At 67.6% G+C, this 13427-nt stretch carries 14 protein-coding genes; 1 reads left to right on the forward strand and 13 read right to left on the reverse strand.

What is annotated here, in order from left to right; translation table 11 throughout:
• Positions 1-251 precede the first annotated feature (251 nt).
• The 6 genes from BM198_RS09145 to ribBA form a co-directional block, all read right to left on the reverse strand.
• Positions 252-1274 (reverse strand): ABC transporter substrate-binding protein, encoded by a 1023-nt coding sequence (locus BM198_RS09145; protein WP_083422360.1) that lies wholly within the window; start codon positions 1272-1274, stop codon positions 252-254.
• Positions 1275-1554: 280 nt separating this feature from the next.
• Positions 1555-2706 carry an ABC transporter ATP-binding protein gene (locus BM198_RS09150; RefSeq protein ID WP_074969387.1) on the reverse strand — a complete coding sequence of 384 codons (1152 nt, stop codon included), beginning with the start codon at positions 2704-2706 and terminating at the stop codon, positions 1555-1557.
• Positions 2707-2725: 19 nt separating this feature from the next.
• Positions 2726-3538: an ABC transporter permease gene (locus tag BM198_RS09155; protein WP_044407982.1), complete on the reverse strand. Its 813-nt coding sequence runs from the start codon at positions 3536-3538 to the stop codon at positions 2726-2728.
• A gap of 6 nt (positions 3539-3544) precedes the next feature.
• The gene (locus tag BM198_RS09160; RefSeq protein ID WP_139233594.1) at positions 3545-4483 is read right to left on the reverse strand and encodes an ABC transporter permease; all 939 of its coding nucleotides are present in this window, start codon (positions 4481-4483) and stop codon (positions 3545-3547) included.
• On the reverse strand, positions 4468-5493 hold the full coding sequence (locus BM198_RS09165; protein WP_074969391.1) for an ABC transporter substrate-binding protein: 1026 nt from the start codon (positions 5491-5493) through the stop codon (positions 4468-4470). The genes BM198_RS09160 and BM198_RS09165 overlap by 16 nt, the downstream gene beginning before the upstream one ends.
• Positions 5494-5766: 273 nt before the next feature.
• On the reverse strand, positions 5767-6876 hold the full coding sequence (ribBA, locus tag BM198_RS09170) for a bifunctional 3,4-dihydroxy-2-butanone-4-phosphate synthase/GTP cyclohydrolase II (protein WP_074969393.1): 1110 nt from the start codon (positions 6874-6876) through the stop codon (positions 5767-5769).
• Positions 6877-6945: 69 nt separating this feature from the next.
• Here ribBA and BM198_RS09175 point away from each other — a divergent pair, with 69 nt between their 5' ends.
• The gene (locus tag BM198_RS09175; RefSeq protein WP_074969395.1) at positions 6946-7239 is read left to right on the forward strand and encodes a DUF1330 domain-containing protein; all 294 of its coding nucleotides are present in this window, start codon (positions 6946-6948) and stop codon (positions 7237-7239) included.
• 54 nt (positions 7240-7293) lie between these two features.
• Here BM198_RS09175 and BM198_RS09180 read toward each other — a convergent pair whose 3' ends face one another.
• From BM198_RS09180 to BM198_RS09210, 7 genes are all read right to left on the reverse strand, one after another.
• A complete protein-coding gene (locus BM198_RS09180; protein ID WP_044407968.1) occupies positions 7294-7857 on the reverse strand; it encodes an NUDIX hydrolase in 564 nt (187 codons plus the stop codon).
• A gap of 2 nt (positions 7858-7859) precedes the next feature.
• On the reverse strand, positions 7860-8612 hold the full coding sequence (locus tag BM198_RS09185; RefSeq protein WP_044407964.1) for a GntR family transcriptional regulator: 753 nt from the start codon (positions 8610-8612) through the stop codon (positions 7860-7862).
• Between the two features lie 65 nt (positions 8613-8677).
• Complete coding sequence (locus BM198_RS09190; protein WP_044407962.1) at positions 8678-9082, reverse strand: carboxymuconolactone decarboxylase family protein; 405 nt, start codon at positions 9080-9082, stop codon at positions 8678-8680.
• A gap of 19 nt (positions 9083-9101) precedes the next feature.
• A complete protein-coding gene (locus BM198_RS09195) occupies positions 9102-10553 on the reverse strand; it encodes an NAD-dependent succinate-semialdehyde dehydrogenase (RefSeq protein WP_074969397.1) in 1452 nt (483 codons plus the stop codon).
• Positions 10554-10613: 60 nt separating this feature from the next.
• Entirely contained in the window at positions 10614-11099 is a 486-nt protein-coding gene (locus BM198_RS09200) for a flavin reductase family protein (RefSeq protein ID WP_074969399.1), read from the reverse strand.
• Between the two features lie 10 nt (positions 11100-11109).
• A complete protein-coding gene (locus BM198_RS09205) occupies positions 11110-12591 on the reverse strand; it encodes an aldehyde dehydrogenase (RefSeq protein ID WP_074969401.1) in 1482 nt (493 codons plus the stop codon).
• Positions 12588-13421, reverse strand: a complete 834-nt coding sequence (locus tag BM198_RS09210; RefSeq protein WP_044407951.1) for an alpha/beta fold hydrolase — start codon at positions 13419-13421, stop codon at positions 12588-12590. Before BM198_RS09210 ends, BM198_RS09205 begins: the two co-directional genes overlap by 4 nt.
• Positions 13422-13427 lie beyond the last annotated feature (6 nt).

The raw sequence follows: 13427 nt of genomic DNA on the forward strand, positions 1-13427 counted from the left end.
TCTCTCACGGCATCCATGCCGTTCGTCCCCCTGCGCAACGACTGCGCTCGGCCTCCTGACGGGGCACTGTCCCCGCCTCACCATTTGGCGTCAGGCAGCAGCGCAGTGTGCGCTCATGACGTGCTGATGGAGTGCCAGGAACAAGGAACGGTCACCGCCAGACGTGCTGTGAAGGGCTGCATCAAAAGCCAGGGGCGGGCGCTGACGGAAGCGGCTGCAGCCCGCCCTGACGGCGGGCTGCGGGGAGGGGATCAGTGGGTCTGCCAGGCGTTCCAGCGCTGGGCGATGGTTTCGCCGTGGTCGCGCCAGTATTTGAAGTTGAGGGTGATCTGGCCGTCGCGGTGGGCGCTGGGCAGGTCGGCGGCGAGGTCGGCGGGGATCTGCGGGAGGCTCTGCAGGTTCACCGGGGTGTAGCCGGTGGCGACGGCGAAGTCGGCCTGCGGCTTGATGCCGGTGGCGAAGCCGAGGAAGCGCTTGGCGGCGTCGAGGTGCTTGGCGCCACGGGGGATGACGAGGAAGTCCCCGGTCACCAGGTTCTGCTCCCAGCCGATGGCCACCGGTGAGCCGGAGCGCTTGAGGGCGGTGACGCGGCCGTTCCAGAACATGCCGAGGCTGGCCTGGCCGGAGCTGAGCAGCTTCTGCGATTCGTCACCGTTACCCCACCAGACGATGTCCTGCTTGATGGTGTCGAGCTTCTTGAAGGCGCGGTCCAGGTCCAGCGGGTAGAGTTTGTCGGCGGGTACGCCGTCGGCCAGCAGGGCCATTTCCAGCACGCCGGGGCTCGGCCATTTGTAGAGGGCACGCTTGCCGGGGTAGGCCTGGGTGTCGAAGAGGCTGGACCAGCCCTGCGGGGCCTTGGCGTGGCGTTCGGTGTTGTAGCCGAGGATGAAGGAGAAGTAGAACGAGCCCACGCCGTAGATGGTGACGAAGCTCGGGTCGATGTTGCGCTGGGCGATCTGCTTCAGGTCCAGGGGTTCCAGCAGGCCTTCGCGGCCCAGGCGCAGGACCTGGTCGGCTTCGACGTCGATCACGTCCCAGGTGACGTCGCCGGCCTTGATCATCTGCCGCAGCTTGTCGTAGTCGGTGGGGCCGGCCTGGTTCACGCGGATGCCGGTTTCCTGCTCGAAGGGCTTGGCCCAGGCGGCTTCCTGGGCAGCCTGGGTGGTGCCACCCCAGCTGGTGAAGGTGAGCGTCTGTTCGGCGCTGTGCGGGGTGAGGCCGGGGAGGGCGGCCAGGAGGAGGGAGAGCGCCAGTGTGGTGTTTTTCTTGTTCATGATCCTGTCCCAGGATGGGTTTCCATGGTCGACTCGCGGCGCCAGGGGCGCGGAGGCAAGGCTGGCCAGGATGAACCCGGGGCTGGATCTCGTCCGGGAGATCATGATGGCCGGCGCCACTATCGCACTCCGCGAAGGGCTCTAGAAGGGGCGCGGGAGCCTCTTTGTCCGACAATTGAAGCAGTTCGCGATTGGTGACGCCGAGCGCACTTTTCGCGCCGTTCCTGGCGGCCACGATGGGCCTGGAACGGACCGGGGCGGCCATGCCGCCCCGGTGTGTTCAGTGACTGCCAGCAGCCTTGTTCAGGTCGCTTTCGTTCCACTCGGTGTAGACGCAGGCGTCGGCGGTGGCCCAGCGCACGCACACCGCATCGCCCGGCTTGAGCGGCATGCCGGCGGCGGAGAGTGCCTTGACAGTGAGCGCGGTGCCGCCGTCGGTGACCACGCTGCAGGTCTGGCTTTCGCCGAGGAACAGCACTTCGCTGACGCGGGCGCGGATCTGGTTCCAGCCGGCGGCCAGGGGCTCCTGCTCGGCCTGCTGGAGGCTCAGGGCCTGGGCCTTCTCCGGGCGCACCATCAGCAGCACGTCCTGGTCCTGGGTGAGGTTGGCGGTGAGGCGGATGGCCAGCGGCTGGTTCTCGAAGCTGGCCACGGCGTTGCCCCGGGCCTTGAGCCGCAGGAAGTTGGAGTTGCCGAGGAAGGAGGCGACGAAGGCATTCGGCGGGTTCTGGTAGAGGTCGTAGCCGCTGCCCAGTCCGACGATGCGGCCGTGGCTGAAGATGGCGATGCGCTGGGACAGGCGCATGGCTTCTTCCTGGTCGTGGGTGACGTAGACGATGGTGATGCCGAGGCGGCGATGCAGCTGGCGCAGCTCGTCCTGCAGGTCTTCACGCAGCTTCTTGTCGAGGGCGCCGAGGGGTTCGTCCATCAGCAGGATGCGTGGCTCGTAGACCAGCGCACGGGCGATGGCGACGCGCTGCTGCTGGCCGCCGGAGAGCTGGGCGGGGCGGCGGTGGGCGAAGGTGTCCAGCTGCACCAGCTTGAGCATGGCGTCGACGCGGCGTTCACGCTCGGCGCGGGGCATCTTGCGGATGTCCAGGGGGAAGCCGATGTTGTCGCGCACCGAGAGGTGCGGGAACAGCGAGTAGCGCTGGAACACCATGCCGATGTCGCGCTTGTGCGGCGGCACGTTCACCAGGGACTGGCCGTCGACGAGGATTTCGCCGCTGCTCGGGGTCTCGAAGCCGGCGAGCATGGACAGGGTGGTGCTCTTGCCGGAGCCGCTGGAGCCGAGGAAGGTGAGGAACTCGCCGTCCTTGATGTCCAGGTTGATGCTGTCCACTGCGGTGAAGTCGCCGTAGTGCTTGTTCAGGTTGCGCAGGCTGACCAGGGTCTTGTCGGCCTGGTGAGCGGGATCTTTGACTGCACTCATGGGGGTACTCCTGGGCGCCTCAGGCGGCGCGAATCTCGTTGCGCCGACGCAGTACGGCGGCGATCACCATGACCAGTACGGAGAGGCCGATCAGCAGCGTCGAAGCGACGGCGATCACGGGCGTCAGGTCCTGGCGGAGGGTGGTCCACATCTTGACGGGCAGGGTCTGCAGGGTCGGGCTGGCCATCATCACGCTCAGCACCACTTCGTCCCAGGACACCAGGAAGGCGAACAGGGCGCCGGCGACCATGCCGGGGCGGATCGCCGGGAAGGTGACCCTGAACACCGCCTGCAGGCGCGAGGCGCCGCAGATCACCGCTGCATCCTCGATGGACTGATCGAACAGCTTCAGCGAGTTGATGATGGAGATGATGGTGAAGGGCAGGGCGACGATCACATGGCTCACCACGAAGGCGAACAGGGTGCCGGTGAAGCCGAGCTTGAGGAACAGCGCGTAGACGGCCACGGCGATGATCACCAGCGGCACGATCATCGGCAGGGTGAACAGCCCGTAGAGCATCTCGCGGCCGGGGAAGCGCCCGCGCACCAGGGCGAAGGCGGTCGGCAGGCCGAGGGCGACGGCGCAGACGGTGGTCAGCACGGCGACCTTGAGGCTGGCCAGGGCGGCGTTCATCCAGTCGGGGTTGGAGAAGAACTGGCCGTACCACTTCAGCGTCCAGCCCGGCGGCGGGAATACCAGCCACTGGGACGAGCCGAACGACAGCAGGACGATGAACAGGATCGGCAGCAGCAGGAACAGGGCGATCACGCCGGTGACGCCGTAGAGGCCCAGGCGCATGCGCAGGCTCATGGCGGAGGGGGTCAGGAGCATGTCGACTTACCTCGCGTTGCTGGCACCCACCGGGGATTCCGGCTGGAGCTTCAGGTAGACGTAGAACAGCACCAGGGTGATCAGCACCAGCAACGCGGCGGCGGCACTGGCCAGGCCCCAGTTCAGGAACGACTGCACCTGCTGGATGATGAATTCCGGGAGCATCATGTTCTGCGCACCGCCGAGCAGGGCCGGGGTGACGTAGTAGCCCAGGGACATGACGAAGACCATCAGGCCGCCGGAGAACAGGCCGGGACGGCACAGCGGCAGGAACACCCGGAAGAAGTTGGTCCAGGGGCTGGCGCCACAGACCGAGCCGGCCTGCAGGATCATCGGGTCGATGGCCTGCATGGTGGCCTGCAGGGGCAGGACGATGAACGGGATCATGATGTAGGTCATGCCGATCACCACGCCGGTCAGGTTGTGCACCATCTCCAGCGGCTGGTCGATCACGCCCAGGGCCATCAGCACCTTGTTGATCACCCCGGAGGCCTGCAGCAGCACCAGCCAGGAGTAGGTGCGGGCCAGCAGGCTGGTCCACATCGACAGCAGCACGATGTTCAGCATCCAACGGCCCCAGCCGCGTGGCACCAGGGTGATGGCCCAGGCCAGGGGGAAGCCCAGCAGCAGGCTGAACAGGGTCACCAGGCCCGCCACCGAGAAGGTGTTGATCAGCACCCGGGAGTAGGCCGAGTTGGCGAACAGCTGGGCGTAGTTGCCGAGGCCGGGCTCCGGCTCCAGCACGCCGCGCAGCAGCAGGCCGATCAGCGGGGCGAGGAAGAACAGGCCGAGGAACAACAGGGCCGGGCCGAGGTTGCCGAAGCCCTTCCAGCGTTGTGCGAGGCTCGGGCCTTGGTGGGCGGCCGCGCCACCGGTAGCGCGGGCTGCGCTACCGGTGGCGGGCTGACGGGGCATGCTCGCCGTCATTTTCATTTGACCAGCCATTCGTTCCACCGTGTGGCGATGGCCGGACCGTTCTTGGCCCAGTAGGCGAAGTCCAGGGTGACCTGTTCGCTGGCGTAGGCGGTCGGCAGGTTGGGGGCCAGTACGGAGTCGAGGCGCTGGACGCTGTCGACGTTGACCGGGGCGTAGGCGGTGAGGTTGGAGAAGTCGGCCTGGCCCTTGGCGCTGCTGGCGTTGGCCAGGAACTTCATGGCCGCGTCCTTGTTCTTGGCGCCCTTGGGGATGACCAGGAAATCGGCCATGACCAGGTTCTGCTTCCAGCTCACGCCCACCGGGGCGCCGTCTTCCTGGAGGGCGTAGATGCGGCCGTTCCAGAACTGGCCGAGGGTGGCTTCACCGGAGGCCAGCAGTTGCTGGGACTGGGCGCCGCCGCCCCACCAGACGATGTCCTTCTTGATGGTGTCGAGCTTCTTGAAGGCGCGGTCCAGGTCCAGCGGGTAGAGCTTGTCGGCGGGCACGCCGTCGGCCAGCAGGGCCAGTTCGAGCACGCCGGGGCTCGGCCATTTGTAGAGGGCGCGCTTGCCGGGGTAGGTCTTGGTGTCGAACAGGGCGCTCCAGTCCACCGGCTTGTTGGCGCCGAGCTTGCCCTCGTTGTAGCCGAGCACGAAGGAGAAGAAGAAGGAGCCGACGCCGTGGTCGGAGACGAAGCGGGGGTCGATCTTGTCGCGTTGGATCTGGGTGAAGTCCAGGGGCTCCAGCAGGCCTTCGGCGGCAGCACGCAGGGCGAAGTCGGCTTCCACGTCGACCACGTCCCACTGGACGTTGCCGCTCTCGACCATGGCTTTCAGCTTGCCGTAGTCGGTGGGGCCGTCCTGCACGACGGTGATGCCGCTGGCCTTGCTGAACGGGTCGGCCCAGGCCTGCTTCTGCGCATCCTGGGTGGTACCGCCCCAGCTGACGAAGTTCACGCTCTCGGCCGCCATGGCCAGGGTGCTGGCGGTTCCCAGCAGGCCGGCGATCAGTGCGGCAGATACACCTTTTTTCAACACCATTGTGACGCCCTCATTTGTTGTGTTTGTGAGCGGGCTGCTACGCCCGCTTTTCGGGAGCAGTGGGGTCCATCGGAGCCTGTGTGGCGACCGTGCCAGGGGCCTGTTTTCACGCTGTCCGTGACGGGCTCGCCTGGCTGAAACTGTTCGGTCTACGGAATATCATATTATGGTATTCCAAACTTTGTGCAAGCACTTTGCCGTGCCGGTCGTCCTGCTGCAGCGCGATTCCCGAGGGGGCCGGCGGGCCACGGGATGCGCGGCCCGCTGCCGCCTTCAGCCGGTGAAGGGAATGCTTTCCACCACCTCCAGGTCGTAGCCGGTCAGGCCGGCGTATTTCAACGGTGGGCCGAGGTGGCGCAGCTTGCCCACGCCCAGGTCCTGGAGGATCTGGGCGCCGGTGCCCACCTCGGAGTAGATGCGTGATTGCGAGCGGGTGTACTGGCGCGGTGGCAGGGTGAGCTGCGGCACGCGCTCCAGCAGCGCCTGGGAGGACTCGTGGTTGGCCAGCACCACCACCACGCCGTGGCCTTCCTCGGCGACGCGCTGCAGGGCGGCCCAGAGGGTCCAGTTGGCCGGGCCGTGGTACTCGGCGCCGACCAGGTCGCGCAGCGGGTCGATGACGTGGACGCGGGCCAGGGTGGGGTGGTTGCGGTCGATCTCGCCCATCACCATGGCCATGTGCACGCCGCCTTCGATGCGGTCCTCGTAGGTGAACAGGCGGAAGGTGCCGTGCACGGTGGGCAGCTCGCGCTCGCCGATGCGCACCACGGTGTGCTCGTGGCTGAGGCGGTAGTGGATGAGGTCGGCGATGGTGCCGATCTTGATGCCGTGCTTCTCGGCGAAGCGCTCCAGGTCCGGGCGACGGGCCATGCTGCCGTCGTCGTTCATCACTTCGACGATCACCGAGGCTGGGCTGAAGCCGGCCAGGCGCGCCAGGTCGCAGCCGGCCTCGGTGTGGCCGGCACGGGTCAGCACGCCGCCTTCGCGGGCGCGCAGGGGGAAGATGTGGCCGGGCTGCACCAGGTCTTCCGGCACGGCGTCCGCCGCCACGGCAGCGGCCACGGTGCGGGCGCGGTCGGCGGCGGAGATGCCGGTGGTGACGCCGGTGGCGGCTTCGATGGAGACGGTGAAGGCGGTGCTGAAGGCGCTGCCGTTGCTCGGCACCATCTGCTCCAGGCCGAGGCGCTGGCAGTGCTCGTCGGTCAGGGTCAGGCAGATCAGGCCACGGGCCTCCCGGGCCATGAAGTTGATGGCCTCGGGGGTGCAGCGTTCGGCGGCCAGCAGCAGGTCGCCTTCGTTCTCGCGGTCTTCGTCATCCACCAGCAGCACCATCTTGCCCTGGCGGTAATCGGCGATGAGTTCTTCGATGGGGTGGAAGGCCATGGGCTTCTCTCTGTGGGGTGTAAGACGTAATGTGGTATACCATAATACGAATTAACGCGAGAGGTCACCATGAAGGCTTACTGGATTGCTCATGTAGACGTAGAGGACGCCGATCAATACAGCCAGTACACCCAGCGCGCGCCGGCGGCGTTCGCCCGCTACGGGGCGCGCTTCCTGGCACGGGGCGGGCGCAGCGAGGCGCTGGAAGGGCGTGACACCCCGCAGCGCAGCGTGGTGATCGAGTTCGACTCCTACGAGCAGGCATTGGCCTGCTACCACTCGCCGGAATACCAGGAGGCCCGCCGCCACCGCGAAGGCGTGGCACGGGCCGAGGTGATCATCGTCGAGGGCATGGCGCCCTGAGCCGGGCGGCTTGCGTTCCGCACGCGCCCCTGAGGGGCGACGCGGTGATGGCGGCTAGCGGATGAAGTGCACCTTGCCGCTGTCGTCGTTGCCCATGTAGATGCCGTAGACCCCCGCCTGGCGTTCCTCGATATAGCGTTCGAGGATCTGCCGGATGGCGGGGTAGTAGATGGCGTCCCAGGGAATCTCGTCGGGGGCGAAGAAGCGGCAGTCCTGGGTTTCCGGGCCGTACTGGCCGGTGTCTTCCAGGACGATGGCGCGGAAGATGATGTAGACCTCGCTGATGCGCGGCACGCTGAAGATGGAGTAGGGCGAAAGGATCTCGGCGCGCACGCCGCTCTCTTCCCATACCTCGCGCAGGGCCGCCTGCTCGGTGGTCTCGTTGCCTTCCATGAAGCCCGCCGGCAGGGTCCAGGTGCCCGGACGCGGCGGGATGGCGCGCTGGCAGAGCAGGTACTTGCCGTCCCGCTCGATGATGCAGCCGGCGATGATCTTCGGGTTGACGTAGTGGATGTAGCCGCAGGCGCGGCACATCAGGCGTTCATGGGTGTCGCCCGCCGGCCGCTGGAGGCCGAGGTCCTGGCTGCCGCACTGGGCGCAGAAGTTCGGGCGACTCATGTTCAGCGGCCTATGCGTGGCTCTTTGAGGGCGATGGGGGCGGTGATCTCGGGCAGGTCGCCGCTCTCGTCCTGCTTGCGCTTGAGGTACTCCAGCGCCACCTTCGCGGCCGCGCGGACGTGGTCCACCGAGGCCTGGTGGGCGGCCAGCGGGTCGCCGCTCTTGATGGCCTCGACGATGCGCTCCATCTCCTGGTTGCTGGCGCCGCGACGGTTCTCCTGGGACACCGAGGTGGCGCGCAGGTAGCTGATGCGGGCCTGCAGCTGGCGCAGCTGGGTGGCGGCGATGTGGTTGCCGGAGCCTTCCAGCAGCACGTCATAGAAGCCCTGGACGGAGTCGAGCACCTGTTGCAGCTCGCCGTCCTTGAGGGCCTTGCGGTTCTCTTCCAGGGCCTTTTCCAGCGCCTTGATGTCCTTAGCCTTGGCCCGCAGGGTGAACAGCTGGACGATCAGGCCTTCGAGCACGCAGCGCAGCTCGTAGATGTCGACGGCGTCTTCCAGGGTGATGATGGCCACGCGCGGGCCCTTGGCATCGGCGAATTCCACCAGCCCTTCGGATTCCAGGTGGCGCAGGGCCTCGCGCACCGAGGTACGGCTCACGCCCAGGCGGTCGCAGAGGTCGCGTTCCACGAGGCGGTCACCGGGCAGGAGCTGGAAGTTCATGATGGCGCTTCGCAGCTTGTCCAGCACGATTTCACGGAGCGTGACGGGGTTGCGATTGACCTTGAAGCTGTCGTCGAGTGGCAGGCGTTTCATGGGGTCCGCTCTTTATGGGCTGTCCATGCGAAACGAGCACGATGCGCAGTGATCGTGCTCGTCATCTAAACAGCCGGGGTTTGACTGGAGGCTTCGGCGTCGGCTTCGGCGAAGGCTTCCCGGGCGAGCCGGAAACTGTCCACGGCTGCGGGAACGCCGCAATAGATACCGACCTGAAGCAGGATTTCGCGTATTTGTTCACGACTCAGACCGTTGCGCAAGGCGCCCCGCACGTGCAGCTTGAGCTCGTGCGGCCGGTTCAGGGCCGAAATCATGGCCAAGTTTATCATGCTGCGTTCCTGGGGCGACAAACCCTCACGGCCCCAGACATGGCCCCAGCAGTACTCGGTGACCATCTCCTGCAGCGGGCGTGTGAAGTCGTCGGCGTTCTCGATGGAGCGCTTCACGTAGGCCTCGCCCAGCACGCGGGTGCGGATCTCCAGGCCCTTCTCGTATTTCTCGTTGCTCATGCGTCCAGCTCCCGGCGGCTCACAGGCCGCCCATGAGGGTGTATTTGATTTCCAGGTAGTCCTCGATGCCGTAGTGCGAGCCTTCGCGGCCCAGGCCCGAGGCCTTGATGCCGCCGAACGGCGCGACTTCGGTGGAGATCAGCCCTTCGTTGATGCCGACCATCCCGTACTCCAGCGCCTCGCTCATGCGCCAGGCGCGGCCCAGGTCGCGGGTGTAGCAGTAGGCCGCGAGGCCGAACTCGGTGTCATTGGCCAGGCGCACGGCCTTGGCTTCGTCATGGAAACGGAACACCGCCGCCAGCGGGCCGAAGGTTTCCTCGCGGGCCACCTTCATGCCGGTGTTGACCTCGGCCAGCACCGTGGGCGGGTAGAAGCCGTGGCCCAGCGGGTGGCGCTCGCCGCCACAGAGCAGGCGGGCGCCCTGGGCGAGGGCGTCGCGCACGTGGTCTTCCACCTTGGCCACGGCGCGCTCGTTGATCAGCGGGCCCTGGGTGACGCCCTCGTCGAAGCCGCTGCCGACCTTCAGTTGCGCCACGCGCTCGGCCAGGCGGGCGACGAAGGCATCGTGGATGCCGTCCTGCACCAGGAAGCGGTTGACGCACACGCAGGTCTGCCCGGCGTTGCGGAACTTGGCCACCAGGGCGCCTTCCACGGCGCGCTCCAGGTCGGCGTCGTCGAAGACGATGAAGGGCGCATTGCCGCCCAGCTCCAGGGACACCTTCTTCAGGGTCGGCGCGCACTGGGCCATCAGCAGCTTGCCGATGGCGGTGGAGCCGGTGAAGGAGAGCTTGCGCACGGCCGGGCTGGCGGTCAGCTCGCCGCCGATGGCCACGGCGTCGCCGGTGATGACGTTGAACACCCCGGCCGGGATGCCCGCCTGCTCGGCCAGGGCCGCCAGGGCCAGGGCGGAGAAGGGCGTCTCCGGTGCCGGCTTGACGATGCACGGGCAGCCGGCGGCCAGGGCCGGGCCGGCCTTGCGGGTGATCATCGCGGCGGGGAAGTTCCACGGGGTGATGGCGGCGACCACGCCGATGGGCTCCTTGGTCACCACGATGCGTGCATCGCCCTTGTGGCTGGGGATGGTGTCGCCGTAGATGCGCTTGGCCTCCTCGGCGAACCATTCGATGAAGCTGGCGGCGTAGACGATCTCGCCGCGCGCCTCGGCCAGGGGCTTGCCCTGTTCCAGGGTGAGGATCTGCGCCAGGGTCTCGGTGTGCTCGATCATCAGCGCATGCCAACGCTTCAGGCGTGCACTGCGCTCCTTGGCGGTCAGTGCGCGCCAGGCCGGCCAGGCGCGTTCGGCGGCCGCGATGGCCTGCCGGGCCTCTGCGGCGCCGAGGTTCGGCACCTGGCCGATGCAGGCACCGGTGGCGGGGTTGAAGATGTCCTGTCGCGCGCCGTCGGCGGCGTCCAGCCACTGGCCGTCGATGTAGGCCTGCTGGCGGAAGAGGGGGGAAGCGGTCGGGTTCATGCCCACTCCAGAAAGAAAAAAGAGGCCGTGGGGTGACAGATCACGGCCCCATAAAGGGGATCAGGCGAGGGGCGGCACCGCACCCAGCTTGCCCTTGTGATAGAGCATCGGGATGACCGGCTCCTCGGGCAGGATCAGGTTCTTCACCGCGCCGACGATGATGGCGTGGTCGCCACCGTCGTACTCGCGCCACAGCTCGCACTCGATGATCGCCGTGGCCTTGGCCAGCAGCGGGTTGCCCAGCTCGCTCAGGTGCCAGTCGATGCCCTTGGCCTTGTCCTTGCCCTTGCCGGCGAAGGCATAGGCCTCGGTGGTCTGCTCGGCGGCCAGCAGGTGGATGGCGAAGCGCTTGCTGTCCCGCAGCACCGGGTAGGTGTCGGAGGCGTAGTTGGGGCAGAACAGCACCAGGGCCGGGTCGATCGACAGGGCGCTGAAGGCGCTGGCGGTGATGCCGACGATCTGGCCGTCCGCGTCGAGGGTGGTGACCACGGTCACGCCCGACGGGAAGCGGCTCATCACGTCTTTGTAGATACCGGGTTCGATCATGGCGTGCCTCTCAGCGCATCACGAAGGGGTCAGGCATCGGCGCCTGGGACAGGTTGATCCACACCGTCTTCTGCTCGGTGTAGGCGATCACCGACTCGATGCCGCTCTCGCGGCCATAGCCGCTGTTCTTGAAGCCGCCGATGGGCGCCATGGCGGACACCGCGCGGTAGGTGTTGACCCAGACGATGCCCGAGCGGATGTCCCGGGCCAGGCGATGGGCGCGGCCCAGGTCGCGGGTCCAGATGCCGGCGGCGAGGCCGAACTGCGAGTCGTTGGCGATCGCCAGGGCTTCGGCCTCGTCCTTGAAGCGGATCACCGAGGCCACCGGGCCGAACACCTCCTCCTGCATGATCTTCATCGAGTTGCGGTCGCACTCGAACAGCGTCGGCTCGTAGAACCAGCCCTGTTCCAGGTGCGCCGGGCGCTTGCCGCCCAGGCGCAGGCGTGCGCCCTCGGCCAGGGCGTCGGCCACCAGGCCCTCGACCACGGCGAGCTGCTGCGCGGTGGCCATGGGGCCCATCTCGCTGGCGTCGTCCTGCGGGTTGCCGATACGGATGCGCTGGGCGCGTTCGATCAGGCGGCTGACGAATTCGTCGTAGATGCTGTCCTGCACCAGCAGGCGCGAGCCGGACACGCAGCTCTGCCCGGAGGCGGCGTAGATGCCGGCCACGGCGCCGTTGATGGCGCTGTCCAGGTCGGCGTCGGCGAAGATGATGTTCGGCGACTTGCCGCCCAGCTCCAGGGACAGCTTGGCGAAGTTCTCCGCGCTGCTGCGCACCACGTGGCGGGCGGTGGCGGCGCCGCCGGTGAAGGCGATCTTGCGCACCAGCGGGTGGCGGGTGAGAGCAGCGCCGGTGCTCGGGCCGTAGCCGGTCACCACGTTGACCACGCCCGCCGGGAAGCCGGCTTCGAGGGCCAGGCGCGCCAGTTCGAGGATGGTTGCCGAGGCGTGCTCGGACGGCTTGAGCACGATGGTGTTGCCGGCGGCCAGGGCCGGGGCCAGCTTGATCGCCGTCAGGTACAGCGGGCTGTTCCAGGGAATGATCCCGGCCACCACGCCCAGCGGCTCGTGCACGGTGTAGGCGAACATGTCCGGCTTGTCGATCGGCAGGGTGCCGCCTTCCAGCTTGTCCGCCAGGCCGGCGGTGTAGTGGAAGAACTCCGGCAGGTAGCCGACCTGGCCGCGGGTCTCGCGGATCAGCTTGCCGTTGTCACGGCTTTCCAGCTGGGCCAGGTGCTCCTTGTTCTCGGCGATCAGGTCGCCCAGGCGGCGCAGCAGCTTGCCCCGCGCGGTGGCGGTGAGGCTGCGCCAGGCCGGCGCTTCGAAGGCGGCCTGGGCGGCCTGGACGGCGCGCTCGACGTCGGCTTCGTCCGCGTCGGGCAGCTCGGCCCAGGGTTCGGCCAGGGCCGGGTTGAGGCTCTGGAAGGTCTTGCCGGACAGGGCGTCGACCCATGCCCCGCCGATGCACATCTGGAAGCGTGCGAGTGTCATGCAACGATCCCCTTGATTGGATTGGGTCGGGCCTGTGCCGTGGCCAGGAAGTCCAGCAACAGCTGGTTGACCAGGCGCGGCGACTCGACCGGCATCATATGCCGTTGTTCGGCCAGTACGGCGGCCCGCGCACCGGGAATGCGCTGGGCGAGCTGCTCGGCCATCTCCGGCGTCGAGCCCGGGTCCAGTTCGCCGGTGGCGATCAGGGTCGGCACGCGGATGTTGCCCAGGTCGTCGGCGCGGTACATGTCCTGGGTGGCGAACAGCTCATAGGTGGTCAGGTAGCCCTGCGGGTCGTTGCTCGCCAGGGTCTGGCGGATCGCCGCGATCTGCGCCGGGTTGGCAGCCTGGTACTCACGGCTGAACCAGCGCGACAGCGCCGCCTCGGCGTTGGCGTCCGGCCCGTGCTGGGCGGCCTGGGCAGTGCGGGCGATGACGCCGGCACGCTGCTCCGGCGTGCGGTTGAACACGCTGTTGAGCACCACCAGGCCCTGCAGGTACTGGGGGTAGTGCAGGGCGAAGGCGCGGGCCACCAGCCCGCCCATGGAGAAGCCGATCACCGTGACCTGGGTCAGGCCCAGGTGATCGAGCAACTCGCGCAACTGGTCGGCGTAACCGAGCAGCTCGGTGCCGGGCTCCGGGCGTGGGCTGTCGCCATGACCCAGCATGTCGTAGGCGATCACGCGGTACTGCGTGGCCAGGCCGACGACCTGGCCGCCCCACATTTCTTTGTTGAGGCCCACACCGTGGATCAGCACCACGGGTTGGCCTTGTCCGGTCGCCAGGTAGCTGGTGCCGGCGGGGGTACGTTCAGCGGTGAGCCGAATCATGGAGCG

Origin of the sequence: Metapseudomonas otitidis (assembly GCF_900111835.1) — a bacterium.
GTDB classification, from domain to species: domain Bacteria; phylum Pseudomonadota; class Gammaproteobacteria; order Pseudomonadales; family Pseudomonadaceae; genus Metapseudomonas; species Metapseudomonas otitidis.

Coding starts and splice junctions, on each gene's coding strand:
- BM198_RS09160 (WP_139233594.1), bottom strand. CDS start 4,483: ATGGCTGGTCAAATGAAAATGACGGCGAGCATGCCCCGTCAGCCCGCC.
- BM198_RS09190 (WP_044407962.1), bottom strand. CDS start 9,082: ATGAGCAACGAGAAATACGAGAAGGGCCTGGAGATCCGCACCCGCGTG.
- ribBA (WP_074969393.1), bottom strand. CDS start 6,876: ATGGCCTTCCACCCCATCGAAGAACTCATCGCCGATTACCGCCAGGGC.
- BM198_RS09200 (WP_074969399.1), bottom strand. CDS start 11,099: ATGATCGAACCCGGTATCTACAAAGACGTGATGAGCCGCTTCCCGTCG.
- BM198_RS09165 (WP_074969391.1), bottom strand. CDS start 5,493: ATGGTGTTGAAAAAAGGTGTATCTGCCGCACTGATCGCCGGCCTGCTG.
- BM198_RS09155 (WP_044407982.1), bottom strand. CDS start 3,538: ATGCTCCTGACCCCCTCCGCCATGAGCCTGCGCATGCGCCTGGGCCTC.
- BM198_RS09195 (WP_074969397.1), bottom strand. CDS start 10,553: ATGAACCCGACCGCTTCCCCCCTCTTCCGCCAGCAGGCCTACATCGAC.
- BM198_RS09145 (WP_083422360.1), bottom strand. CDS start 1,274: ATGAACAAGAAAAACACCACACTGGCGCTCTCCCTCCTCCTGGCCGCC.
- BM198_RS09150 (WP_074969387.1), bottom strand. CDS start 2,706: ATGAGTGCAGTCAAAGATCCCGCTCACCAGGCCGACAAGACCCTGGTC.
- BM198_RS09175 (WP_074969395.1), top strand. CDS start 6,946: ATGAAGGCTTACTGGATTGCTCATGTAGACGTAGAGGACGCCGATCAA.
- BM198_RS09180 (WP_044407968.1), bottom strand. CDS start 7,857: ATGAGTCGCCCGAACTTCTGCGCCCAGTGCGGCAGCCAGGACCTCGGC.
- BM198_RS09210 (WP_044407951.1), bottom strand. CDS start 13,421: ATGATTCGGCTCACCGCTGAACGTACCCCCGCCGGCACCAGCTACCTG.
- BM198_RS09205 (WP_074969401.1), bottom strand. CDS start 12,591: ATGACACTCGCACGCTTCCAGATGTGCATCGGCGGGGCATGGGTCGAC.
- BM198_RS09185 (WP_044407964.1), bottom strand. CDS start 8,612: ATGAAACGCCTGCCACTCGACGACAGCTTCAAGGTCAATCGCAACCCC.